General features: G+C 64.5%; 17 protein-coding genes. 4 read left to right on the forward strand and 13 right to left on the reverse strand.

The genetic code is table 11. From position 1 onward, the window contains the following. Positions 1–32 precede the first annotated feature (32 nt). Positions 33–4,802, reverse strand: coding sequence for a DUF6543 domain-containing protein (locus HU729_RS18820; protein ID WP_186711231.1), 4,770 nt, complete (start codon positions 4,800–4,802; stop codon positions 33–35). 245 nt (positions 4,803–5,047) lie between these two features. On the opposite strand from HU729_RS18820, the gene HU729_RS18825 reads away from it, so the two are divergent. Next, on the forward strand, positions 5,048–6,373 hold the full coding sequence (locus HU729_RS18825) for a response regulator (protein ID WP_186711232.1): 1,326 nt from the start codon (positions 5,048–5,050) through the stop codon (positions 6,371–6,373). A gap of 10 nt (positions 6,374–6,383) precedes the next feature. Here the strand turns inward: HU729_RS18825 and HU729_RS18830 are convergent, their stop codons facing one another. Further along, positions 6,384–7,373 (reverse strand): sensor domain-containing diguanylate cyclase, encoded by a 990-nt coding sequence (locus HU729_RS18830; protein ID WP_186711233.1) that lies wholly within the window; start codon positions 7,371–7,373, stop codon positions 6,384–6,386. Between the two features lie 141 nt (positions 7,374–7,514). After that, on the reverse strand, positions 7,515–8,699 hold the full coding sequence (desA, locus tag HU729_RS18835) for a delta-9 fatty acid desaturase DesA (RefSeq protein WP_186667400.1): 1,185 nt from the start codon (positions 8,697–8,699) through the stop codon (positions 7,515–7,517). A gap of 253 nt (positions 8,700–8,952) precedes the next feature. Here desA and dibA point away from each other — a divergent pair, with 253 nt between their 5' ends. Further along, entirely contained in the window at positions 8,953–10,848 is a 1,896-nt protein-coding gene (dibA, locus tag HU729_RS18840; RefSeq protein WP_186711234.1) for a phosphodiesterase DibA, read from the forward strand. Positions 10,849–10,867: 19 nt separating this feature from the next. On the opposite strand, the gene HU729_RS18845 is transcribed toward dibA, so the two are convergent. The 9 genes from HU729_RS18845 to tcyJ form a co-directional block, all read right to left on the reverse strand. Further along, entirely contained in the window at positions 10,868–11,512 is a 645-nt protein-coding gene (locus HU729_RS18845) for a methionine ABC transporter permease (RefSeq protein WP_186711235.1), read from the reverse strand. After that, positions 11,502–12,611, reverse strand: a complete 1,110-nt coding sequence (locus tag HU729_RS18850) for an ATP-binding cassette domain-containing protein (RefSeq protein WP_186711236.1) — start codon at positions 12,609–12,611, stop codon at positions 11,502–11,504. Before HU729_RS18850 ends, HU729_RS18845 begins: the two co-directional genes overlap by 11 nt. 1 nt (position 12,612) lies before the next feature. Then, a complete protein-coding gene (locus HU729_RS18855; RefSeq protein WP_186711237.1) occupies positions 12,613–13,413 on the reverse strand; it encodes a MetQ/NlpA family ABC transporter substrate-binding protein in 801 nt (266 codons plus the stop codon). Next, positions 13,406–14,794, reverse strand: a complete 1,389-nt coding sequence (locus HU729_RS18860; RefSeq protein WP_186711238.1) for an LLM class flavin-dependent oxidoreductase — start codon at positions 14,792–14,794, stop codon at positions 13,406–13,408. Before HU729_RS18860 ends, HU729_RS18855 begins: the two co-directional genes overlap by 8 nt. Further along, a complete protein-coding gene (locus HU729_RS18865; RefSeq protein ID WP_186711239.1) occupies positions 14,794–15,975 on the reverse strand; it encodes an SfnB family sulfur acquisition oxidoreductase in 1,182 nt (393 codons plus the stop codon). The genes HU729_RS18860 and HU729_RS18865 overlap by 1 nt, the downstream gene beginning before the upstream one ends. A gap of 37 nt (positions 15,976–16,012) precedes the next feature. Next, positions 16,013–17,254, reverse strand: a complete 1,242-nt coding sequence (locus HU729_RS18870) for an SfnB family sulfur acquisition oxidoreductase (RefSeq protein WP_186711240.1) — start codon at positions 17,252–17,254, stop codon at positions 16,013–16,015. Between the two features lie 332 nt (positions 17,255–17,586). Beyond that, the gene (tcyN, locus tag HU729_RS18875; protein ID WP_186711241.1) at positions 17,587–18,348 is read right to left on the reverse strand and encodes an L-cystine ABC transporter ATP-binding protein TcyN; all 762 of its coding nucleotides are present in this window, start codon (positions 18,346–18,348) and stop codon (positions 17,587–17,589) included. Between the two features lie 2 nt (positions 18,349–18,350). Next, positions 18,351–19,019: a cystine ABC transporter permease gene (gene tcyL / locus HU729_RS18880; protein ID WP_054891654.1), complete on the reverse strand. Its 669-nt coding sequence runs from the start codon at positions 19,017–19,019 to the stop codon at positions 18,351–18,353. Next, positions 19,016–19,810: a cystine ABC transporter substrate-binding protein gene (tcyJ, locus tag HU729_RS18885; protein WP_054891655.1), complete on the reverse strand. Its 795-nt coding sequence runs from the start codon at positions 19,808–19,810 to the stop codon at positions 19,016–19,018. The genes tcyL and tcyJ overlap by 4 nt, the downstream gene beginning before the upstream one ends. Before the next feature lie 284 nt (positions 19,811–20,094). On the opposite strand from tcyJ, the gene epsC reads away from it, so the two are divergent. Next, positions 20,095–21,033 carry a serine O-acetyltransferase EpsC gene (gene epsC, locus HU729_RS18890; protein WP_186667408.1) on the forward strand — a complete coding sequence of 313 codons (939 nt, stop codon included), beginning with the start codon at positions 20,095–20,097 and terminating at the stop codon, positions 21,031–21,033. Between the two features lie 312 nt (positions 21,034–21,345). Continuing rightward, complete coding sequence (gene betT / locus HU729_RS18895) at positions 21,346–23,307, forward strand: choline transporter BetT (RefSeq protein WP_186667576.1); 1,962 nt, start codon at positions 21,346–21,348, stop codon at positions 23,305–23,307. Positions 23,308–23,363: 56 nt separating this feature from the next. Here the strand turns inward: betT and tauD are convergent, their stop codons facing one another. Beyond that, a complete protein-coding gene (tauD, locus tag HU729_RS18900) occupies positions 23,364–24,197 on the reverse strand; it encodes a taurine dioxygenase (RefSeq protein ID WP_186667409.1) in 834 nt (277 codons plus the stop codon). Between the last annotated feature and the right edge of the window lie 79 nt (positions 24,198–24,276).

Genomic DNA, 24,276 nt, shown 5'->3' on the forward strand with positions numbered 1-24,276 from the left:
TTTTCCGGGGCCTTTTTTTTTCAACCTGAGGTTCAGGTGTTCGAAGGGCTGGGAGGTGTCCAGTCGGCAGCCGGGAAGAAGCGTTCGACCAGGTCGTCGTTCTTGAGCATGGCGGCGTACTCGTCGCGCTTGAATGGGTTGCCAGTGCGCAGGTCATAGACCGGATGCACTACGGGCGTTGTGCTCGGGATCTCCTTGAGCTTCACATTGACGAAGCGGAAGTCGTCACCCACCACCTCGCCGATGTCTTCGATCTCGAAACGGCACCCTGGCGGGAACAGGGTTTCCGCCTCTGTTTTTGTCCATGACAGGGGGGCTATGGGCACTCCGCTGTGGTATTGGCCCGCAGGGACTTCGAAGACCACTGATGTGTCGTCGAACGCACCCACGACGATGTCCGGCGAGGAGAGCTCATCGCTGGCGAAAGCACGTATCACGTAAGGATTCTCGGTAAAGGACGTCAGGTCCGAGTTGACCAGCACATCGCCTTTCTTGAGTCTCCCACTGCGAAAGTGCTCGCCCGAGGTGCCTCTCGATCCGTTGCCTCCGCGGTACAGAGCGACTGTGTTGCTCTTGGGCAGGGTTTCCAGCGAGTCCACCAGCTTGTCGACGAAGGTGTCCGAGTCGCAGAACGCGAACTCATGCACCCCACGGCGCAGATAGCTGTTGATCTGTGAGTCTTCATCCGTGTAGTTGCCGACGAGGCGGTTTACGTAATCTTCGTCTTCCTTGTAGGTGTAGGTAATACCTTCCTCGGTTTGCAGGTACTCGAAGTCATGCTCATCCATGCGCGCACTTTCGCCATCTTCCAGGCGGGCGATATCGGCATCGTCCAGCAATGCGCGATGACGGGCCTGGGCCTGGTTCGAGAGCAGTTCGCTTTGCGCCGCATCCTCTTTCATGTGGGTATCCCAGAAGCTCGAGCGTTCACTGCGCAGGCTGACCACGTTGTCAGCACCGGCCGCGGGTGGGGTGACGGTGTCAGGCGTTGTCACAGGCCTTGGCGTGGTTGCCTGGCCGTTGTCACCAGGGCTGCCACCACGCAACCCGCCACTGTCGACGCGTTTCCAGGTGCCATCGGCCTGGCGTGCCAATGGCTGGCGCCCGAAAAAGGCGAATGGATTGTCCGGGTCGATGATCGACCACTGTGCGGTGTGCGGATCGAATTGCACCTGGAACACCTGGGCGTCGATCTGTACGTAGGGGCGGCCATTGACCAGCGTGATGCCTTGCGCGTGTGCGCCACTGGCCGGTGTGCCACCTTCCAGCGAGATGGCGACGGCGTGCTTGTCGGGGGCAAGCTGGAATGCAGCGTTGTCCGCATGCTCCACCGGGGTCCAGTCCCCGAGCTTGTCCTGCCGGGCGTAACGTCCGGTGTCGATCAGTTCACCGCTTGCGTTACGCCTGGCTACCCGCGCCAATCCCTGTGCGGAAGGAGGCCCGAGCAGTACCGACTGGCCCTTCAGTTCGACGGGCGTGAGCTCACGCTCGGTGAGGCCGAGCACTGTCGCCTTCGTGTCTGCCCAGCGCCGTGGTTGGCTGGGCAGCCGCTCGGCATTGCGCAGCAGGCCACCAAAGCCTTTCATGCCGTGCGCCAGGTCGCCATAGGCGCCTGCGCCGTTGAGCAGCGAAGACAACAGGTAAAGGCTTGCGGTGCCGGCATCGCGGTTGATGAATGCGCTCAGTGCAGCGACATAGTCGCGCAGGGCAAGTGCGGCGCCCACTGCGAATGCAGCAGGCGGGAAGGGCAGCGTCACGATCTGGGTCACCGTTTCCAGTGTGTTCCAGACGATGCTCGCGATCATATCGGCGCGGCCCTTGGTGACATCGCGCACATCGACGATGCGTTGGCGCAGCCCGTCGTCATAGCACAGGATGCGCAGGTCGTCCGCGGGGGCTTCGGGTACGCTTGGTACCGGGCTCGGGCCGCCCTCGCGCAGGTCCTTGAACAGGAAGGCCAGCAGTTGCCCGGCTTGTCTGCGACTGCGGTCCTTGTAGTAGTCGGCCATGCCCGGGGTGTTGAGCGACTGGACGAAGCTGCTGAAGGGCCGGAAGTCGATGCCGTCTGCTGCCGCGGGCGTGTAGAGCAGCGTCTGCGAAGGGTGCCCTGCCGGCGATTTGAGCAGGTAGCAACCGTGGATGATTTCTTCGCGGTAGGGCGGAGTCTTGTCCATGATCCGGTACAGCTCGTTGAACAACCTGCCGATTGTCGGCTCGCTGGCCAGGAATTCGTTGTCGATACGCACCACCAATCGGTAGAACGCATGGCGCTGACGCTCGGTGTCGGCAGTCCGGTGCATGCTCTGGATGCTCGCCAGCACCCAGGTGTGCTGGTCGGCGTCCAGATGCCCTTGCAGGAGGCTGCGCAGCGCCGCCAGTTGCATCTGCAGTTGCACGATCAACACGCTCTGCCGACGGCGCCAGGCGTAGCCGGTGTGTCTGGGCGAGAGCAGGGTTTCCTCGATCAGTCTGACGTAGCGGTCGGATACCCACTGACCGCGTATGGAGCCGGTGACCGATTGTGGCGTCAGCGCCGACAGATCGACCCCGGGTGGGCCTTCGAAGGTCGCCGTGGTATCGGCTGTGGCCGTAAGCAGGCCCAGGCTGTCGTCATAGCCGTTGCGCAGCAATTGGGTGTAGGTCAAGGTCTCCCTGGGTGACTTGATGATCACGCGGTCCGGATCGACACGCTCGTCGTTGTTCCCGAGCAACTGCTTGAGCTTGTCCTGGGCCTGGGCATGGACATACGCCTCGAAGTCCGGCAGTTGCGCATGCCTGGCCTTGGCATACTGCTGCTCTGCAGCCTGGATCTGGTCCTCCAGGCGTGTCAGCTGGCCACGCTGGGAGGCACTGGCCGATTGTAACCAGGCGGGCTCGTGCGCGGCTGTGTTGGCCTCGGCAACCTCGATGCGGTTCTGGGTCAGGGCTTTGACCCCTTCCTGGCCCGTGAAGCGCACCAGCGTCATGAATTGCTCGTAGGGCTTTTGCGGGGTAGGGATCCGCTCGCGCTGCTTGCTGATATCCAGGTACCAGGTGTTCCAGGCCTGCGTGTCGGTGCTGGTGGGTTGTTGCTGTGTTTGCGGGAGTGGCTTGTCGGCGATCTGACTGATCAGGGCGGCGAACGAGGTGCGCTGCTGGGCTATCACGTTCTGCAGCAGGTAGGCCTGGGAGTCCGCCTCAGCGAACCAGCCCACCACCTCGACGAGCAACTGCCGTTCGCTGTCGAAACCCTGCACCGGCTTGTGCGGATGATGCGGGCAGCACAGCAGCAGACGCTGCAGGCCGCCCTCGGCGTCTTCCTGGCGCACCAGCAGCGCGTCGCTCAGCAGGTACTGGTCGGCCAGGAGCAGGTTGGCACTGGACAACCTGTCATAGCCCGTGCCGCTTCCTGCGACGAAGGTTGCCAGCGTCTGCTGGTCTTCGGGCGTGATCTGGCCCTGCAGGCGTGCGCACCAGGCCTGGGCCGCGATCTGCTGCAAGAGCGCGGTGTTCATCAGCGACCGGTTGGTGTCCTGCTTGTGTGCGGCTATCTGAGCGGGGGCGAACTTGCCGTGCAGCGCCAGTGTTTCGATCAGCTTGCAGACATAGGCAGGCGTGAGTGTGGCGTACGCGTCAGGCAGTGGCCGGTCTTGTTGTTCGAAGCGTGTGGCGGCGATGAATTCCGAGGCCGGCTGGTCGTCGCCATCGTGCAGCCCCTGCAAAGCCAGGTGCACAAGGCTGCGCCGGATTTCATAGGGGGTGGCGGTTTCGGGCAGCGTGCGCTTGGTCACCAGCATGATCTGCTCGGGGTCCAGATCCAGGCCCAGGTCGTTGGCGATACTGCTGCGCAGATGAGTCGCGGCGAAGCTTTCGATGCTGTCGCAGCCGCCCAGCGCACTGAGCATGGCGGCACGAGCGTGGTCGTATTCCTGGAGTGCCTTCAGGCATTGATTGGCCTGGTCCTCTGGCGCGTATCGCAGCCAGTGGGGTGCTTTGGGCGGTGTCTTGAGCGCCTCGTCGAGGGTGGCGTCGAGAGCGCTGCTCGGTCCGAGAGCAAGCGGCAGGCGCAGCGCATCCTCGACGCGTCCGGAGCGGGATTCACCAGGCACCGGCTCGACCCGCAAGGCGTACTTGATATCGTGCAGCTGCAGGCTGCGCAGTTGTCGATGCAGCTCTGCAAAGGCCTTGCGCTGTACGGGTTTGATCACCCAGTGGCGCTGTTCGTAGGGGTGCACTGCCGATGCCTGGGTCATCGCGAGGCGCTGCGCGCGGGTCAGGGTATCGGTGATGCTGGCCCCGGCCACCGGCTGGTTCACCAGCGCCGTCAGCGCGGCAAGCGCCAGGTCGCGCGTGGCGAAGGCGGCCCATTGGCGGCCAGCGATCCACACGAGGGTCGGGCCGCTGTCCAGGCTGAACATCAGGCAGCCATGCAGTGTAGCTGTGCGGCCTGCCTCGAGCTTGAGGCTCAGGGTGCTGATGGCCAGGCCATTCTGATCAAGCGAAGCGGGCAGGCAGGTGGCGTAGGTCGGGTGAATCCTGCCGGCGGCGATCTGGATGTCGAGCAATTGGCGCAGCGTGGCCTCGATATCCTCGATGTGACACTGGCGCCTCGTCATCGAGGGTTTTTCGAGCGACTCCCAGTAAGCGTGCACGGCGCTCCTGATCGCCAGCTCGATGCTCGCAGCTTCTGCGTCTGTCAATGCCTGGTCCAGATTGGCCAGCCCCATGCTCTCAAGCGAGGGGGACTGTCCAAGGCGTTGATCGATGCGGGTGCGCAGGGTCGAAAGGGCTTGTTGCGTGGTGGATGAAAGGTCGAGCGTCATGACTTCCTCGCTGGCCGTGCTTGCTGTACGGCGTTGTGATGGGGGCATCACTAGAGCCGGTCAGGGGCCGGGCGAGGTGGTAGTTAATGCGTGCACGGATGCTGCGACGAAGATGAACAAACTGTGAACTGCATGCCATCGCGGGTTTTTTTGTGCCAATTCACGGCAGGTGGCGCTATGGTTAACCGATGGACGTGTTTGGAAGCCGCGATGGACTGCGTGTCAGGATTATTCAGGAGTTGCCCATGAGCGCTGCAGACCCCCTCCCACCCCGCGTGCTGATCGCCGAGAGCGATCCCTGGGTACGCGACATGCTTCGCGAGATGCTGCTCAGCGTGCGCTGCGATGCCCGGTTGGAGGTCTGTGCCGATGGCTCCCAGGCCCTGACGGCGCTGTCGAGCAAGCCCGACCTGATCATCGCCGCCCGTGAGCTGTCCGGTGTCGATGGCCTCGATCTGCTGCGCAAGGTGCGCGCCAAGAGCGACAAGCCTGGCCTGCCGTTCATCCTCATGAGCGAACGCACTGACAGCGCCAGTGTGAAAGAAGCGCTGCCACTGCACCCCACCGCCTACCTGAGCAAACCGCTGGACCTGGACAACCTGCGCAAGCGCCTGGAAAACCTGTTGCTCGAAGTCGGCGAGCAGATTGCCTGCCCGGTGCCGCCCCTTGAGCCGGGGGCCAGCCTGCCGGCCTACCTCGAGCAGCGCCGGGCTACCGCCGATGGCGGCCCGCTGTTTGCCGATGTGCAACTGGCGATCAAGCGCGCGCTCAACCCCCAGGGCCTGAACCTGCGGGTGCTGGAAGAGGAAGTGCGCAGTGACCCGCAGATCACCGGTGTGCTCATCGCCGCAGCCAACAGTGCCGCCATGCATAGCGATGCGCCGGTGCAGACCCTGCTGCAGGCGCTGAACAAGTTGGGCAGCACCCAGAGCATGAACCTGATCCTGGGCCTGACGCTGAAGCGCAGCGCACGCCTGAGCGACCCGCTGCTGGCACAGCATGCCGCACGCTTCTGGAACATCTCGCTACACACCGCCGAATTCGCGCGTACTTTGGCGCGCATGCTCGAGCTGGACCAGGAGCGCTGCTACTGCGCGGGCCTGTTGCATTGCCTGGGGGACCTGGCGGTGCTGCGCACTCTGCAGGAGTGGCGTCTGGCCGGTGGCGCGCTGGACGAAGACCAGGTGCAGTTGTCGCTCAATGAGTTTGGCGCACCGTTCGGCTCGGCCCTGCGCACCCGCTGGCGCCTGCCGCTGGACCTGCGCGAGCTGATCGCTGCGATCTACCAGTTGGGCGGTGGCGTATATTCGCGAGAGATCCTGGCGATGAACCTGGCCGGCCAGTTGTCACGGGCGTTGCCGACCCAGGGCAACGAGAAGATCGCCAGCAGCAAGACTGCACGCCTGCTCAAGCTTGGCCTGCCTGAGCTCAATCGCCTGCGCGAGCCGCCCGCGCCGCCGGTGGTGGTCACAACGCCTGAGGTCGATGCAGCGAGCGTTGAAGCCGAGGTTGTGGAAGAGGTGCCTCAGGCCCCGGATACCGACGAAGGCAGCACCGCGGCCAAACCTTGAGCGCTGTCGGTCACCCGCGCACGATCTGGTTCTTGCCCTGGCGCTTGGCCTGGTACATCGCTGCGTCGGCGCGGGCGAACAGGTTTTCCAGGCCGGTATCCTGCTCGCTCAGTTCGGTCAGCCCCTGGCTTACGGTCACGCCGTAGGTCTGCTGGCCGTAGGTGAAGCTCAGGCGCTGGATCTCCCGCTGCAGGCGTTGGGCGATCTGTTCGGCGACCTGTGCCGTGCAGCCTGGGAACACCGCCGCGAATTCCTCGCCGCCAATACGCCCGAACAGATCGCCCCGGCGCAGCGCCGCCTTGCCGGTGTCGGCGATGCGCTGCAGCACCTGATCGCCCTCTGGATGCCCATAGCTGTCGTTGATGTGCTTGAAGTCGTCGATGTCCAGCAGCAGGAAGGCCATTGGCGTGCCGTCTTCGCGGGCGCGGTCGAACGCCTGCTGGGCACAGTCGAAGAAGTGTCGGCGGTTGCTGCTCTGGGTCAGGACGTCGGTGGTGGCAAGGCGTTGCAATTCGCCTTCGAGCTGTTTCTTCTCGGTGATGTCCTCGGCAATGCCGACGATGATCACCCGTTCGCCTTCGCGCTGCTGGTTGATGTAGCACTTGTCGCTGAGCCAGCGCACTTCGCCTGCGCCGTTGATGATGCGGTATTCGCGGTCCTCGACGGTGCCCTGGAGCAGTACCTGGGCCAGGCTGCGCTCGGCGTAGTCGAGGTCGTCGGGGTGGATTGCGTCGCGCCATTCGTTGTAGTCGGCCATCACCAGGCTGGCCGGGCGGCCAAAAATACGCTCGTAGGCGGGGCTGACGTAAAGCACCTGGCGGGTTTCCCAGTCGAAGGCCCAGAGCACGGCGTTGACGCTGTCGAGCAGGGAACTGTAGAGCTGCTCGCGCTCGCTCAGACGCGCCACTTCACCCTGCGCATGCAGCAGGGCGAGCAGGGTCTGGGCAGCTTCAGGGCGGGGTGGACCGGTCTGGATCGGAGGATGACGTTCTTTGGCCATGTGCACGGATCGGTTCTCGACGAATGTGCGTGCGGCCACGACCCGGCCCGCCACGCGGGCGATATGCCGATTTTGAGTCGAGCGGGGGGGTGAAGTTCCGGTCGGCATGCCCCTTGGGCGGGGCATGCCGATCAACGGCAGTCAGGCGCCGGTAGGACGCAGGGAGTAGGTCTTGAGCTGCGCGGCGAAGTCCCGCAGCGACTGGATACCACTGGCTTCGGCCTCGTGCACCCAGTCTTTCATGGCGGCCAGCATGTCGTGGCCGTTGGCGCTGGTGCGTGCCCAGATCTGCTGCAGCGCCAGGCGCTTCTCGTAGATGATCTTGAGCGTCTGGCTGTGCGTCAGCATCGATTCGATGCGTACGTGATGGCGATCCTGCAGCAGGCTGGTCTCGCGTGACAGCAGGCGCTTGGCGCGACGGAAGTGGTGGCGCACCGAGGTGTCGACCTTTTCCAGCTCCTGCTTGACCAGCGGGCCGATCACCAGCTTGCGGTACTGGGCCATGATCTGGAAGCGGTTGTTGAGGATCGCCATGGCGGTGTCCATGTCCAGCGAGGCCTTGCCTTCGACCCGATGGGCGATCGGCGCCACGCGCTGCACCTTGGCCAGGCGCAGCAGGCACAGCAGGCGAATCCACATCCAGCCCATGTCGAACTCCCAGCGGCGCACCGACAGCTTGGCCGAATTGGGGTAGGTGTGGTGGTTGTTGTGCAGCTCTTCGCCGCCGATGATGATGCCCCAGGGCACCAGGTTGGTGGCGGCGTCGCGGCATTCGAAGTTGCGATAGCCGACCGCATGGCCCAGGCCATTGACCACGCCGGCGGCCCAGAACGGAATCCACATCATCTGGATGGCCCAGATGGTGATGCCGATGGTGCCGAACAGCAGCAGGTCGAGCACGGCCATCAGGACGATGCCGCCCAGTTTGTAGCGCGAGTAGAGGTTGCGCTCGATCCAGTCATCCGGGCAGTTCTTGCCGTAGATGCGCAGGGTTTCCTCGTTGCGCGCCTCTTCCCGGTACAGCTCCGCGCCTTTGCGCAGGACCGTGCCCAAGCCCTTGTACACCGGGCTGTGCGGGTCGTCGGGGGTTTCGCACTTGGCGTGGTGCTTGCGGTGCACCGCAGTCCATTCGCGGGTGTTCTGCGCCGTGGTCAGCCACAGCCAGAAACGGAAGAAATGCTTGAGCCCGGCATTGAGCTCCAGGGAGCGGTGCGCCGAGTAGCGATGCAGGTAGATCGTGACGCTGACGATGGTCACATGGGTCATCAGCAGGGTGACCGCGACCAGTTGCCAGGCCGACAGGTCGAGCAGACCGTTGTACCACATAGTTGGAAAGACCCTCGGGAAAACAGGGGAAACAACGGGCGCATTATCCCTTGACGGTGAAATAAAACCAGTCGCGCTTGCGCCAGGATCGTCGCCACCGGTCACCTTGCCGTCGGCGAGGGCGTCGCCGAGGCAGGCTGGACGGGGCCAGGGAGGCGGGGACCGCGACTTATTTATGAGCCCGGATTTAAAGTCACGGCATGTTTCAACCTTTATACTGCGCCATTATCTTCCATGGACTGATGCACCCGACATGTCTGTTTCTGTTCGCGACGCCTTGCGCATGGCTGCGCTCTACGTTGTGTTGTCGTTCCTCTGGCTGGTGCTGTCGGAGTGGGTGTTGCGCGGCATGACCGACAACGACCTGGCGCTGACCGTCGGGCGGCAGATCAACGTGGTGGTCTGGGTGCTGCTCAGTGCCTTGCTGATCTTCGTGTCACGGGCGCGGCTGCTCAACTTCATCGGCGTCGGTGCGCGTCTGCGCAGCGAGGACCGCGAACGCCTGCGCATGGCGGCAGCGGTCTTCGACAGTACCCTGGAAGGTGTACTGGTGACCGATCGCAACGGCCTGATCGTGCATGTGAACCGGGCCTTCATGCGCATCACCGGTTACCACCAGGACGAAGTGCTGGGCCAGCGCCCGAGCAAGTTCAAGTCGGGCCGCCATGGCGCGCCCTTCTACCAGCAGATCTACGCGGCCCTGGCCGAAAAGGGCGAGTGGAGCGGAGAAATCTGGAATCGCCGCAAAAGCGGCGAGATCTATCCGCAATGGCAGACGATCTGCGCGATTCGCGATGACAGCGGCGAGCTGAGTCACTACGTCGCGGTGTTCAGCGACATCAGTGCGATCAAGAATTCCGAGGAAGAGCTGGCCTACCTCGCTCACCACGACCCCTTGACCGGCCTGCCCAACCGGCTGCTGTTCAACGACCGTGCCGAGCAGGCGCTGGCAGCGGCCCAGGCGAACAAGCGCGGCTGCGCCTTGCTGCTGCTCGACCTCGACCACTTCCAGAGCATCAACGACAGCCTGGGCCACACCATTGGCGACCAGTTGCTCAAGCTGGTGGGCGAGCGTTTGCGAGAGCAGTTGGGTAGCGGCGTGACCCTGGCGCGGCTGGGTGGCGACGAGTTCGCCGTACTGCTCGAAGGGTGCCAGCAGGTTGCGCAGGCGGCGACCACTGCCCAGGGCATCCTCGAGCGCCTGGGCCAGCCGTTCGCGTTCGAAGGGCAGCACCTGTTCATCGGTGCGAGCATCGGCATCAGCCTGTTCCCCAGCGACGCGCTGAGCGCCGAGCAACTGTTGCGCAATGCCGACTCGGCGCTGTTCAAGGCCAAGAGCAACGGTCGCGCCTGCTATGCGCTGTACACCGAAGAACTCACCGCCCACGCCCAGCATCGCGTCGAGACCGCCGGTGAGCTGCGCCGGGCCCTGGCCCAGGAAGAGCTGCGGGTGTTCTACCAGCCGGTGCACGACCTGTTCACCGGGAGCATGGTCGGGGTCGAGGCCCTAGTGCGCTGGCAGCATCCCGAGCGCGGCCTGGTGCCGCCGGGCGAGTTCATCCCGATTGCCGAACGCACCGGGTTGATCGTCGATATCGATGCCTGGGTGCTGCGCCAGGCCTGCCGGCAGATGGTGCAGTGGCAAGCCGAGGGGCGAGTGCTGGATTTCGTCGCGGTGAATCTGTCGAGTCGCCTGTTCGGCCAGCGCGCCCTGTATCGACAAGTGGCCGAGGTGCTGGACGAGACCGGCCTGGACCCGGCGCTGCTGGAGCTGGAAGTCACCGAAAGCGCGGTGATGGAAGACCCGGAGGTGGCACTGGAGCAGTTGCACCGTCTGCGTGAGCTGGGCTTGCGCCTGGCGATCGACGATTTCGGCACGGGCTATTCGTCGCTGTTGCGGCTCAAGCGCCTACCGGTGCAGAAGCTGAAGATCGACCAGGGCTTCGTCGCCGGATTGCCCCATGACGAAGATGACATCGCCATCGTGCGGGTGATCATCGCCCTGGCGCGCAGCATGGGGATGCAGGTGCATGCCGAGGGGATCGAGCAGGCCGAGCAGGCGCGACTGCTGCTGGAGCAGCAGTGCGACCTGGGGCAGGGCTACTGGTTCGGACGGCCCGTGGCGGCCGAGAACCTGCGCTGGTTGTAGGGGCGGGCCCGGCTTCCGGTCAGCGCTTGTTCAAGCCTTTGGCCAACCGGTCGCCACCCAGCTGGATCACCGCCACCAGGGCCACCAGCATGACGATCACCGTCAGCATGATCTGGCTGTCGAAGCGCTGGTACCCATAGCGGTAGGCGATGTCCCCGAGGCCACCGGCACCGATCGCACCGGCCATCGCCGAGGAGTTGATCATGGTCACCAGGGTTATGGTGAAGCCGCCGACGATCCCTGGCAGCGCTTCAGGCAGCAGCACATGCCAGATGATGTGCCAGCGTCGGCAGCCCATGGCCTGCGCGGCTTCGATCAAGTCATGGTCGACCTCGCGCAGGCTGACTTCGGCGATCCGGGCGAAGAACGGCGTGGCCGCGATGGTCAACGGCACCACGGCCGCCCAGACGCCATAGGTGGTACCGACGATCAGCCGGGTAAAGGGGATCAACGCCACCATCAGGATCAGGAAGGGAATCGAGCGGAACAGGTTGACGAAGGCGCCCAGCACGCGGTTGAGCAGCGGCGCTTCGTAGATGCCGCCCTTGCCGCTGGTGACCAGCAGCACCGCCATCGGAATCCCCACCAGCAGGGCGATCAACGAAGACACCCCCACCATCAGCAGGGTATCGATCAGGCCTTGCAGCAGGCGTTCAGTCCACATAACCCAGCACCTCCACGTCTGCAGCCCAGCGCCGGGCGCGCTCGAGCAGTTGATGAGCCCCGAGCCCTGAGCCGCGTACGGCCAGGACCAGTTGGCCCAGGGCGTGCTCGCCAATGGTCTCGACACCCCCTTGGAGCAGGCGCACACGCCCACCAAGATCGACGAACAATGCCGACAGCTCCGGCTCGCCGACCAGTTGCAGGCGCAACACCACGGCAGTGTCCTGGCTGACCGGTTGCGCCCGCAGGTTGGCCTGCAAGGTTGCGGGCAGCTTGGCCTGCAAGGGCGCGAGCAAGGTGCGGGTCACCTCGTGGCGCGGCGCGCCGAACACCTGCCAGACTTCGCCTTGTTCGACCACCTCGCCACGTTCGAGCACCACCACGCGCTGGCAGATGTCACGGATCACTGCCATCTCGTGGGTGATCAGCACGATGGTCAGGCCCAGGCGCCGGTTGATGTCGCGCAGCAGCTCGAGGATCGAGGCGGTGGTTTCAGGGTCCAGTGCCGAGGTCGCTTCGTCGCACAGCAGGATCTGCGGATCGTGCACCAGCGCGCGGGCAATGCCGACGCGCTGTTTCTGACCGCCGGACAGCTGCGCCGGATAGACATGGTGCTTCTGCTCCAGGCCCACCAGCTCCAGCAGCTCGTGCACTTTACGCTGGCGCTCGGCCTTGGCCACGCCAGCCACCTTCAAGGGGAGCTCGACGTTCTGCCACACGGTCTTGGCCGACATCAGGTTGAAGTGCTGGAAGATCATGCCGATGCGTCGGCGCAGCGACACCAGGCGGTCCTCGTCGAACGGTGCGATATCGACCTGGTCGATCAGCACGCGCCCTTCGCTGGGTTGCTCCAGGCGGTTGATGGTGCGCAGCAGCGACGACTTGCCGGCGCCGCTGCGGCCGATGATGCCGAAGATCTCGCCGCGGCGGATGTTCAGGTCGATGCCGTGCAGCGCCGGGTGTGACTGGCCGGGGTAGGTCTTGCCCAACCCGATGAAGCGGACATGGGCCTCGTTCACCTCCGGGCGCAGTACCTGCTCGCGCGCCGGGGCGGGTGTAACTTGAGGGACGGGCGCCCTGAGGGCGCTGGCGCTGCTCATCTCAGCCCTCCCAGCCGGCCTGGTACAGACTGCCGTGGGCCTTGTTCAGGGCTTCACGCACGGCCGGCGAATGTTGGTAGATATCGACGAATTTGGCCAGGCGTGGGTCGTCCTTGCTTTGTGGGCGGATCACGAACTGGATCACGTATTCCTTGTTCTCCAGGCCGTCGAACAGCAGCGCCGAGGTGGCATCGAAGCTGTTGGCCAGGCGGATGTAGGCCGGGTAGCCCTGTACCAGGTCGGCATCGTCGTAGGCACGCACCAGTTGCACGGCCTCGACCTGAAGAATCCTCAGCTTCTTCGGGTTGGCGACGATGTCATCTTCGGTGGCCTTGTAACCCACGCCAGGCTTGAGGGTGATCAACCCGGCCTTGGCCAGAAGCTGCAGGCCGCGGCCGCTGTTGATCGGGTCGTTGGCGATGGCCACGCTGGCGCCTTCGGGCAGTTCGGCGAAGCTTTTGTACTTCTTCGAATACAGGCCCACGTTGTTGATGATCCCCGGTGCATAGGGCACCAGATTGAAGCCTGCCGCGGCCTTGGCGTTCTCCAGGAACGGGATGTGCTGGAAGTAGTTCACGTCGATGTCGCCGCTGTTGAGGCTGACGTTGGGGGCGATCCAGTCGCTGAACTCGATCAGCTTCACCTCCAGGCCTTGCTTGTGCGCTTCTGCCACGGCCGCCTCCAGCGGAATGGCGAAGGCGGCCGTGGTGCCGATCTTCAGCGGTTCGGCGGCCAGCGCGGCGCCGGCAAGGCCCAGGGACAGCAGGGCGGCCGCGACGGGCGGATAGAGTTTCTCAAGCATGGTGCGGGGCTCCGGTCGGGGCGTTGGTCGGGGTGCGATAGGTGCTGCCGGGATGGTCGGCGGGCAGGTGCGCGCTGGGGCTGGCGAACAGCTTCTGGCGCAGGCTGCCGTCGGCGTAGGCGGTCTTGTAGCGGCCGCGGCGTTGCAGTTCGGGGACCACCAGGTCGATGAAGTCTTCGTAGCTTTCCGGGGTGACGGTGCGTGCCAGGTTGAAGCCGTCCAGGCCGGTCTCGTCGATCCAGCCGATCAGTTGCTCGGCGACCTGTTCGGGCGCGCCGACCAGGGTCACGTAGCGTCCGCCCAGGGCGTGTTGTTCCAGCAGGCGGCGGCGGGTCCAGGCGTTGTCCTGCAGGAGCTTGGTGGCGGACTGGATTGCGTTGCCCTGGCCTGCGTTGATCGGCTCGTCGAGGGCGAAGGCGGCGAAGTCGATGCCGGTGGAGGCGGCAAAGTGCGCCACACCCGCTTCAGCACTGGCGTGGCGCAAATACTCGGCGTGCTTGGCGCGGGCCTGCTCCTCGGTGGGGGCGACGATCACGGTGATGCCCATGAACACCTTGATTGCCTGAGGATCGCGGCCTGCGGCGAGGGCGGCCGCGCGCACCTTGTCGACCTGGGCACTGGTGCCTGAGTGGGTCTGGCCGCCGATGAACACGCACTCGGCGTGGTTGCCGGCAAATGCCAGGCCGCGGGCCGAGCTGCCTGCCTGGAACAGCACCGGTGTGCGCTGCGGCGAGGGCTCGCACAGGTGATAGCCCTCGACCTTGTAGAATTCGCCTCGGTGCTCGACCTTGCGCACCTTGTCGGGCTGGGCATAGACGCGCTGCTTGCGGTCTTCGACCACGGCATCGTCCGCCCAGCTGCCTTCGAGCAGCTTGTACAGCACCTGCAGGTATTCGTCGGCCTGGTCGTAGCGTCGGTCGTGCTCGGGCTGCTGTTCCAGGCCCATGGCACGGGCCGCGCTGTCGAGGTAGCCGGTGACGATGTTCCAGCCGACCCGGCCCTTGCTCAGGTGATCGAGGGTCGAGAGCCGGCGCGCGAACAGATAAGGCGGCTCGTAGGTGAGGTTGGCAGTCAGGCCGAAGCCCAGGTTGCGGGTCACCGCAGCCATGGCCGAGACCAGCAGCAGCGGATCGTTTACCGGTAGCTGGATCGACTCCTTGAGCGTGACATCGACCGAGTCGCCGTAGATGTCGTAGGTGCCGACGATGTCGGCGATGAACAGCCCGTCGAACAGCCCGCGCTCCAGCAGGCGGGCGAGGTCGGTCCAGTACTCGATATCCTTGTAGCGGGTCGATGTGTCGCGCGGATGGGTCCACAGGCCATGGTTGATATGGCCAATGCAGTTCATGTTGAAGGCGTTGAGCAGGATCTGCTTGCTCATCAGATGGTCCCTCGCAGCGGTGGGTTTTCGCCGTTGAGGTAGTAGTTGCCGATCGCGTGGTACTTCCAGCGCACCGGGTCGTGCAGCGTGTGCACCCGGGCGTTGCGCCAGTGGCGGTCGAGGTTGTGCTCGGCCAGGGTGGCGCGGCTTCCGGCCAGCTCGAACAGGGTGCTGGCAGCGGCCAGGGAGATCTCGGTGCTGATCGCGCGGACCTCGGCGACGGCGATGGAGGCGGCGGCCACGTTGCTGGCGTTGCTGTCGCGCTGGGCCTGGTCGAGGATTTCACCGGCCCGTTCGAGCAGCGCTTCGGCGGCGTGCAGGCGGATGCTCAGGCGGCCGAAGCTGTTGAGTGTCAGTGGGTCGGCCGAAGCCTGGTCGACGCCCGCGTCGATCCATGGGCGGCTGTGGTTGCGCACGAAGTGCAGGGCGTCCTCGACTGCGGCGCGAGCGATGCCGGTGTCGATGGCGGCGTGGAGAATCTGCGCCAAGGGGCCGACGGTGGTCGGGCGCTCGAACGCGGCCTGGAAGGGCACCACATCGGCAGCCTCGACACGGACATTGTCGAACAGCACCGAACCGCTGCCGGTGGTGCGTTGGCCGAAGCCGCTCCAGTCGTCGATCACTTGCACACCGGGGCTGTCGGCGGGCACGAACGCCAGTTGCTGCACGCCCTCGTCATCGACCACCGAGGTAGGGATGCGCTGGGCATAGATCGCGCCGGTGGCGTAGAACTTGCGGCCGTTGATGCGGTAGCCGCCGTCGTCGCGGGTCAGGCGGGTGGTGCGGTCGCTGGAGGTCCTGGTGCCGAGTTCGGCCAGGGCGTTGCCGAAGCGCTTGCCGGCCAGCACCTCGGCGTAGAGACGCTGCTGTTGTTCGGGGGTGCCGTTCACGCGCAGCACTTCGAGGGCGTAGAAGTGGTTCTGCGGAATCTGCCCGAGCGAAGCGTCGGCCTGGGCGATGCGGGCGATGACCTTGGCCAGGGTGACGTTCGACACTTCGGCGCCACCGAAGGCCTTGGGTACGGTGATGGCCCACAGACCGGAGCGGGTGAACAGCTCCAGTTCAGCGTGTGGCAGGCGGCGTTCGCGGTCGCGCAGGGCGCTGTCGCGGTGCAGTTGCCGGGCGATGTCTTCGGCGACGGCAAGGGCCTGGGCGTCGCTGCTGATCAGGGATGTGGTCATGTTGTTCTCCGGGGCTTGCCCGCGAAAGGCCCTCAAGTCAGATCCAGGAATGCCGCGCAGGCAGCGTGCCGTTGAGGTAGTAGGCGCCGACCGCGTGGTACTTCCAGCGCACCGGGTCGTGCAGCGTGTGCACCCGGGCGTTGCGCCAGTGGCGGTCGAGGTTGAATTCGGCGAGTGTCGCGCGGCTGCCGGCAAGCTCGAGCAGCTTCTCGCTGGCCTGCAGCGAAATCTCGGTGGTGAGCACCTTGGCCTCGGCCACGGCAATCGAGGCGCGTGCCGCCGCCGCAGCGTCGATGGGCGCCGCATTGACCTCGTCCAGCACCTGCGCGGCCTTGCGCAACAGGGCTTCGGCGGCGTGCAACTCAAGCTTGAGGCGGCCGATGTCGGCGATCACATAGAGGTCGTCACTGGCACGCTCGACCTTGGCATCGATCCACGGCCGCGACTTGTCACGCACGAAGGCGATGGCGTCCTCGATGGCCGCTTCGGCGATCCCGGCGTCGATGGCAGCCTGGATCAGTTGCGAGACTGCGCCCTGGATATTGGGCTGGTCGGCCTGGCGCCAGTTGTCGATCACCAGGTCCGCGTCCACCGGCACCTGGTCGAGCAGTACCGTGCCGCTGGCGGTGGTGCGCTGGCCGAAGCCGGACCAGTCGTCGACGATGCGCAACCCCGGGCTGCCGCGGCGGACGAAGGCCAGGCGCTGGCGACCTTCGTCGTCCAGGGCCTTGACTGCCACCCAATGGGCGAACAGGGCGCCGGTGGAGTAGAACTTCTCGCCGCTGATGCGGTAGGTGTCGCCATCGCGGGTGATGCGTGCCTTGAGGGTCAAGGTGTCTTTGGTGCTGCGTTCGGGGCCGGCGTTGCCGATGCGCCAGCCGTCCAGCACCGAGCGGAAGATCAGCGCCTGCTGCGCCTCGCTGGCGGTCAGGCGCAGCAGGTGCAGCAGGCCGAACTGATTCTGTGGGATCTGCCCCAGCGCCGGGTCGGCGGCGCTGATCAGGCGAAAGACTTCGGCGATGGTGGCGAACGACACCTCCGGGCCGCCATGGGCCTTGGGCACGCTGATGCTGCCAAGCCCCGAGCGGGTGAACAGCTCGATCTCGGCCCACGGCAGCTTGCGTTGCTGGTCGCGGCGCGAGGCCTGCTGACGTGCGGTTTCGGCCAGTTCGCGGGCCGCTTGCAGGGCCTCGGTGTCATTGCGCAGCACCTTGGCCGGCAGTAGCAGGGGCGAGCTGTCGATGTCGCTGTGGAATTGGGTGTTGGGTTGGCTGGACATCAGTGCCGCTCCTTGGCTGCACTCAATGCCCTGGCGTTACGCACTGGGGTGATTGTGTTCCTGACCATTCCTGAACCTCACGAAGTAGATGCGTCGCTACAGCTGGTCGCGACGGATGTGTGCGGGTCCGGTGGTCCGGTCTATATACCTTATGTGCTTATAAAAAGTTTATGAACTAACTCTTTGGAATATGAATAGAAGAGAGGCATTTGCCTGGATGTGCCGGCCTCTTCGCGGGCAAGGCTCGCTCCCACAGAGAACCGCACGGGCTTGAGCACCGGTGCGGCTCCTGTGGGAGGGGGACTTGCCCGCGAAGAATCCAGCCGAGCTTTTCAGTCTTGCGAAGCAGTGGTCCCGAGGAACTTGCGCAGGAACTGCCGGGTACGCTCTTCCTTCGGATTGGCGAACAGCGCCTTGGCCTCGCCCTGTTCGACGATCACGCCCTTGTCGAAGAAGATCACCCGGTTCGCCACATCACGTGCAAAGCTCATCTCGTGGGTGACGATGATCATGGTGCGCTTCTCTTCGGCCAGGCCACGTATGGTCGCCAGCACTTCGCCGACCAGCTCGGGGTCGAGCGCGGAGGTCGGTTCGTCGAAGAGGATCACTTCAGGCTCCATCGCAAGCGCGCGGGCGATAGCCACGCGCTGCTGCTGGCCGCCGGACAGGCGCCGTGGATAGGCGTCTTCCTTGCCGGCCAGGCCGACCTTGGCGAGCAGCTTGCGACCCAGCTCCAGCGCTTGGCTGCGCGGGGTCTTCTTGACGATCACCGGCCCTTCGATGACGTTCTCCAGGGCGGTGCGGTGGGGGAACAGGTTGAAGTTCTGGAACACGAACCCGGCCTGCTGGCGCAGACGGCGGATCGCGCTTTGCTGGCCGCCGAGCGGGCGGTCGGCATCGATGTCGATATCGCCGATGCGGATCTTCCCGGCATCGGGCGTTTCCAGCAGGTTCAGGCAGCGCAGGAAGGTGGTCTTGCCCGAGCCACTGGGGCCGATGATGGCGACGACTTCACCGGCCTCGACCGTCAGGTCGATGCCCTTGAGTACGGTCTGGCCCTTGAACTGCTTGGTCAGGCCTTCTACTACGATCATCTTCAGTGCTCCTGGTCATGCTGGTTGACCCGCGCTTCCATGCGGTTCTGGAAGTGCGCCAGGATACTGCAGAGAATCCAGTAGATGACGGCCACGGCCAGGTACATGGTGAAGACTTCGAAGGTCCGTGCGGTGATCAACTGCGCCTGGCGGAACAGCTCTGGCACCTGGATGGTCGCCGCCAGGGCGGTATCCTTGACCAGCGAGATGAAGCTGTTGCCCAGCGGCGGCAAGGCGGTGCGCATGGCCTGGGGCAGGATCGCCCGGCGCATGGCCTGGGTTCGGGTCATGCCGATGCTGGCGGCGGCTTCCCACTGGCCGCGGTCGATCGAGGAGATCGCCGCGCGCAGGATTTCGCAGATGTACGCCGCCATGTTCAGCGACAGGCCGATCAGCGAGGCGGGGATCGGATCGAGTTCGATGCCGATCTGCGGCATGCCGAAGTAGATCACGAACAGTTGCACCAGCAGTGGCGTGCCGCGGAAGAACGACACGTAGATCCGCGCCAGCCAGTCCAGCGGCAGGATCTTCGACAGACGCATCAGTGCCAGGGCAAAGCCCAGCACCAGGCCGAAGAACATGCCGCCGACACTGAGCAGTACCGTGTAACCCGCGCCCTTGAGCAGGAAGGGCGTAGAGTCGATTACGAGTTGCAGGCTTTCAGAGATCATTTGGTGACGTCGGCACCGAAGTATTTCTCGGACAGCTTGGCCAGGGTGCCGTCAGCCTTGAGCTTGTCCAGCGCCTTGTTCACTGCCGCGAGCAGTTCCGGCTCGCCCTTGCGCAGGGCCACGCCGCTTTCCAGGCGCGAGAAGGCTTCGCCGGCAAGTTGAGTGTCCTTGGCCTTCTGGGCGTATTCCAGGGCGGCCAGGCGGTCGATCAGGATGGCGTCGATACGGCCGTTGCGCAGGTCGGCGAACTTGCTCGGATCGTCTTCATAGGTACGCACGTCGGCCTTGGGGACGTCCTGCTTGACCCACTGCTCGTAGTTGGTGCCCAGGCCCACACCGACCTTCTTGCCCGCCAGGTCCTGCGCGGTCTTGATGTTCAGCTGCTCGGCCTTCTTCTTCAGGATCAGCGCCTGGATGCCGGAGATGGTGTAGGGCTCGGAGAAGTCGTACTTTTTCTTGCGCTCTTCGGAGATGGTGACCTGGTTGATCACCACGTCCAGGCGCTTGGATTCGAGCGCGGCGAGGATGCCGTCCCACTTGGTTGGCTGGACCTTGGCCTTGACGCCCAGCTCCTTGGCCAGCAGTTCGGAGAGTTCCACTTCGAAACCGGTCAGCTTGCCGTTTTCGTCGACGAAGCTGAAGGGTGGGTAGGTGCCTTCCAGGCCGACGTTGATCACGCCTTTTTCCTGGATGGTCTTGAGCTGCTCACCCGCGAAGGCGTGGCTGAACAGACCGGTGCCCAGCAGGATGGCCAGGCTGGCGTTGAGAAGTGGTTTGGTGAATTTGGTCATGGCTGTCCCCGCGCTTTGTTTTAAGTAGTGGGTGGCGACTATAGGGTGGGCTTTATAGTTCAGGAAATAATAAAAAATTATCTATTATTCCTTTCAGTTATTTCGTCCCTGAAGGGCAGTGTTGAGGGTAGCCGTGAACCTGGCCCCCGTCATCGCTGCTTATGCCCGACTTAGTGCAGGATGGAATAAAGCGTTGTTTTTTCCAAGGGAAGAATTTGCCGTAGAGTAATTCCTACAAGTTGCGGCCCTACTTTTCCGACATCGCCGCAAGCCAGGAGAACACCGTGAGCGAACATCCATCGACCGGCCATTGGCAATTGCCGGGCATCGTCAGCGAACTGCGCCAGGCCCGTGACCAGTGGCGCAGCCGCAACGGCCGTTGCAGCAACAAGCAGGGCGGACGCGAACTGCCCTCGCGCGAGGCGATGCGCGAGATTCTCGAGCAACTCTGTGGGGCGTTGTTTCCCATGCGCCTGGGGCCTGTGGACCTGCGTGAGGAGAGCGAGGACTTCTACGTCGGCCACACTCTGGATGCGGCGCTGACCGCACTGCTCGCCCAGGCGCGCCTGGAACTGCGCTACGCCGCGCGGCACGGCAATACCGAGGTCGAGCCCAAGGATGTCGATGCCCACGCACTGGGCCTGATCCAAGGCTTTGCCAAAGCCTTGCCGGGGTTGCGCGTACTGCTCGACACCGACGTGCTGGCGGCCTACCACGGCGACCCAGCGGCGCGCAGCGTCGATGAGGTGCTGCTGTGCTATCCCGGCATCCTGGCGATCATTCACCACCGCCTGGCGCACTACCTCTACCAGGCCGGGCTGCCGCTGCTGGCGCGCATCAGCTCGGAGCTGGCGCATTCGGCCACCGGTATCGACATCCATCCCGGCGCACAGATCGGCCAGAGCTTCTTCATCGACCATGGCACGGGCGTGGTGATCGGTGAGACGGCGATCATCGGCGAGCGCGTGCGTATCTACCAGGCCGTGACCCTTGGCGCCAAGCGCTTCCCGTCGGACGAGTCGGGCACCCTGCACAAGGGGCTGGCGCGCCACCCGATCGTCGAGGACGACGTGGTCATCTATGCCGGTGCGACCATTCTGGGGCGGATCACCATCGGCAAGGGCTCGACCATTGGCGGCAATGTCTGGCTGACCCGCAGCGTGCCGGCCGAGAGCAACATCACCCAGGCGAACCTGCAGCTCGATTGCCAGGACAAACAGTGAGGTAGGCCCGGCGGGCCTTATCGCGGGACGAGCCCGCTCCCACAGAGTGGAGCGGGCTTGTCCCGCGATAGGGCCGGAACTGCTGGCAAAGCGCAAAGGTCAATTGGTCGCCCGCCAGCGACCACAGGTCGCATTGAAATCCGATCCATGTTTAACTTGAACGCTTGTTCAAATTAAAACGCTGGTCCGCTGCCGGTGTTCAACAGGAGGATTCCCTTTGCTGAACCCGTTCAATCCGAGCCTTTTCACTACTGTAGAGGTGCCCGTTTCATGAGTGCACCGACGCCTTCCCTTGCCAATGGCAAGATCCGCATGAACCCCCCGGTGTTCTACTTCGCGGCAAGTTTCATCCTCATCTTCGGCCTGGTGGTCATCGCCAACCCGCAAGCGGCGGGCGACTGGTTGCTGGCTGCACAGAACTGGGCGGCCAACACGGTCGGCTGGTACTACATGCTGGCCATGACCTTGTATCTGGTGTTCGTGGTGGTCACCGCAGTGTCCGGCTACGGCAAGATCAAGCTCGGCGCCGACCATGACGAGCCCGAGTTCAGCTACCTGTCCTGGGCCGGCATGCTGTTCGCTGCCGGTATCAGCATCACGCTGTTCTTCTTCTGCGTTTCCGAACCCCTGACCCACATGCTCCAGCCGCCCCAGGGCGAGGCGGGCACGGCCGAGGCCGGGCGCCAGGCGATGCAGATCCTGTTCCTGCACTGGGGCCTGCATGGTTGGGGCGTGTTCGCCTTCGTCGGCATGGCCCTGGCGTATTTCGCCTACCGCCACAACCTGCCGCTGGCACTGCGCTCGGCGCTGTACCCGCTGATCGGCAAGCGCATCAACGGGCCGATCGGCTATGCGGTGGACGGCTTCGGCATCATCGCCACGGTGTTCGGCCTGGGCGCGGACATGGGCTTTGGCGTGTTGCACCTGAACGCCGGCCTGGACTACCTGTTCGGCATCGACCACAGCCAGTGGGTGCAGGTGCTGCTCATCACCCTGATGATGGGCGCTGCGGTGGCCGTGGCGGTCGCCGGAGTAGAGAAGGGCGTGCGGGTGATGAGCGACATCAACCTGTTCCTGGCCTGCGCGCTGCTGCTGTTCGTGCTCTTCGCCGGGCCCACGCAACACCTGTTCAACACCCTGATCCAGAACCTCGGTGACTATCTCGGCGCCCTGCCGCGCAAGAGCTTCGACGTGTATGCCTATGGCGAGAACCGCGACTGGCTGGGCGGCTGGACGGTGTTCTACTGGGCCTGGTGGATTGCCTGGGCGCCCTTCGTCGGGCTGTTCATCGCGCGCATCTCGCGTGGGCGCACCATTCGCGAATTCGTCTTCGGTGTGCTGCTGATTCCGCTGGGCTTCACCCTGGCGTGGATGTCGATCTTCGGTAACAGTGCGCTGGACCAGGTGATCAACCATGGGATGACCGCGCTGGGGCAGTCGGCGTTGGACAACCCGTCGATGAGCCTGTACCTGCTGCTGGAAACCTACCCCTGGAGCAAGACGGTGATCGCCGTCACGGTGTTCATCAGCTTCGTGTTCTTCGTCACCTCCGCCGACTCCGGCACCGTGGTGCTGTCGACGCTGTCTGCCAAGGGCGGCGACGCTGACGAAGACGGGCCGAACTGGCTGCGGATCTTCTGGGGCGCGATGACGGCGCTGGTCACCAGCGGCTTGCTGTTCGCCGGCAGCATCGATTCGCTCAAGTCGGCCGTGGTGCTGACGTCCTTGCCGTTCTCGCTGATCTTGCTGTGCATGATGTGGGGCTTGCACAAGGCGTTCTATCTGGAGAGCCAGCGGCAGATCGCGCAGATGCACTCGCTGGCACCGTTCGCTCAGTCCCGCCGCGGACGCGGTGGCTGGCGCCAGCGCTTGAGCCAGGCCGTGCATTTCCCGTCACGTGACGAGGTGTACCGCTTCATGGATGACGTGGTGCGCCCGGCGATTGCCGACGTGACCGAGGTGTTCGAGCAGAAGGGCCTGGTGCTGATCACCCAGGACGACCCGAGCCACGACAACGTCAGCCTGAAGATCGGCCATGGCGAGGAGCAGCCGTTCATCTACCAGGTGCAGATGCGTGGCTACTTCACCCCATCGTTCGCACTGGGTGGGCTGGGCACGCAGGAGTTGAAGAACCGCCGCTACTACCGCGCCGAAGTGCACCTGGCCGAAGGCAGCCAGAACTATGACCTGGTCGGGTACAGCAAGGAGCAGATCATCAACGACATCCTCGACCAGTACGAGCGGCACATGCAGTTCCTGCATCTGGTCAGGTAAGGCGCGGCGCCTCCATTTGCGGGCAAGTCGGCGCTCCGACTTGCCCGCGAATGGTTTCAGAACGGCGCGTCGCCGAGAATCGTCGCGCGATGCATCACCCGTCGCTGCGGCCGGTAGTCATCCACCGCGTAATGCTGGGTCACGCGGTTGTCCCAGAACGCCACGTCATTCTCCTGCCAGCGCCAGCGAATGCTGAATTCCGGCCGTGTGGCATGGGCGAACAGCAGCTTGAGCAGCGCCTCGCTCTCGTGGTCGGCAAGTTCGTTGATCCGCGTGGTGAACCCTTCGTTGACGAACAATGCCTTGCGCCCGCTCACCGGATGGGTGCGCACCACAGGGTGCGACAGCGGTGGGTTGTTGCGGCGGGTGGCTTCCCAGCGCTCCAGGTCCTGAGCGGTGGTGCCGAAGCGCTCGAGCGGGAATGACTTGGTGAAATCGTGGGTGGCCGTGAGGCCATCGAGCAGGGTGCGCAGTGGCGCCGACAAGGCTTCGAACGCGGCGATGCCGCTGGCCCACAAGGTGTCACCGCCGTAGGCGGGCAGTTGCTTGGCGCTGAGCACCGCGCCCAGTGCCGGGGTCGGCAGGAAGGTAACGTCGGTGTGCCAGATCGCGTTGTCGCGCACGTCGGTGACTGCGGTGTCGAGAATCAGCACCTGCGGGGTTTCCGGCACGTTGGGGTAGATCGGGTGGATGTGCAGGTCGCCGAAGCGCGCAGCGAAGCGTGCCTGCTGGGCGGGGTCGATCGACTGCTCACGGAAGAACAGCACCTGGTGCTCGAGCAGCGCCTGCTCGATGGCGTCGCGCTGTGCATCGGTGATTTCGCGTGACAGATCGACGCCGCTGATCTGCGCGCCGAGGGCCGGGCTGAGGGGAGTGATGGTCAGGCTCATGTCGGTCTCGAATGGGGGGCGGTTGGCGGTGTCGTTGTGGACCTCATCGCGGGCAAGCCCGTTTTGTAGGAGCGGGCTT

It is taken from the genome of Pseudomonas sp. RW10S2, assembly GCF_014268985.1.
GTDB lineage: Bacteria > Pseudomonadota > Gammaproteobacteria > Pseudomonadales > Pseudomonadaceae > Aquipseudomonas > Aquipseudomonas wayambapalatensis.

What these genes read in the sequence shown, in the direction of transcription:
- desA (WP_186667400.1), bottom strand. Translation starts at nt 8,699, where the DNA reads ATGTGGTACAACGGTCTGCTCGACCTGTCGGCCTGGCAACTGGTCGCG.
- tcyL (WP_054891654.1), bottom strand. Translation starts at nt 19,019, where the DNA reads ATGATCTCTGAAAGCCTGCAACTCGTAATCGACTCTACGCCCTTCCTG.
- HU729_RS18855 (WP_186711237.1), bottom strand. Translation starts at nt 13,413, where the DNA reads ATGCTTGAGAAACTCTATCCGCCCGTCGCGGCCGCCCTGCTGTCCCTG.
- HU729_RS18845 (WP_186711235.1), bottom strand. Translation starts at nt 11,512, where the DNA reads ATGTGGACTGAACGCCTGCTGCAAGGCCTGATCGATACCCTGCTGATG.
- tcyN (WP_186711241.1), bottom strand. Translation starts at nt 18,348, where the DNA reads ATGATCGTAGTAGAAGGCCTGACCAAGCAGTTCAAGGGCCAGACCGTA.
- HU729_RS18870 (WP_186711240.1), bottom strand. Translation starts at nt 17,254, where the DNA reads ATGTCCAGCCAACCCAACACCCAATTCCACAGCGACATCGACAGCTCG.
- tcyJ (WP_054891655.1), bottom strand. Translation starts at nt 19,810, where the DNA reads ATGACCAAATTCACCAAACCACTTCTCAACGCCAGCCTGGCCATCCTG.
- HU729_RS18830 (WP_186711233.1), bottom strand. Translation starts at nt 7,373, where the DNA reads ATGGCCAAAGAACGTCATCCTCCGATCCAGACCGGTCCACCCCGCCCT.
- HU729_RS18820 (WP_186711231.1), bottom strand. Translation starts at nt 4,802, where the DNA reads ATGACGCTCGACCTTTCATCCACCACGCAACAAGCCCTTTCGACCCTG.
- HU729_RS18850 (WP_186711236.1), bottom strand. Translation starts at nt 12,611, where the DNA reads ATGAGCAGCGCCAGCGCCCTCAGGGCGCCCGTCCCTCAAGTTACACCC.
- tauD (WP_186667409.1), bottom strand. Translation starts at nt 24,197, where the DNA reads ATGAGCCTGACCATCACTCCCCTCAGCCCGGCCCTCGGCGCGCAGATC.
- betT (WP_186667576.1), top strand. Translation starts at nt 21,346, where the DNA reads ATGAACCCCCCGGTGTTCTACTTCGCGGCAAGTTTCATCCTCATCTTC.
- HU729_RS18865 (WP_186711239.1), bottom strand. Translation starts at nt 15,975, where the DNA reads ATGACCACATCCCTGATCAGCAGCGACGCCCAGGCCCTTGCCGTCGCC.
- HU729_RS18825 (WP_186711232.1), top strand. Translation starts at nt 5,048, where the DNA reads ATGAGCGCTGCAGACCCCCTCCCACCCCGCGTGCTGATCGCCGAGAGC.
- dibA (WP_186711234.1), top strand. Translation starts at nt 8,953, where the DNA reads ATGTCTGTTTCTGTTCGCGACGCCTTGCGCATGGCTGCGCTCTACGTT.
- HU729_RS18860 (WP_186711238.1), bottom strand. Translation starts at nt 14,794, where the DNA reads ATGAGCAAGCAGATCCTGCTCAACGCCTTCAACATGAACTGCATTGGC.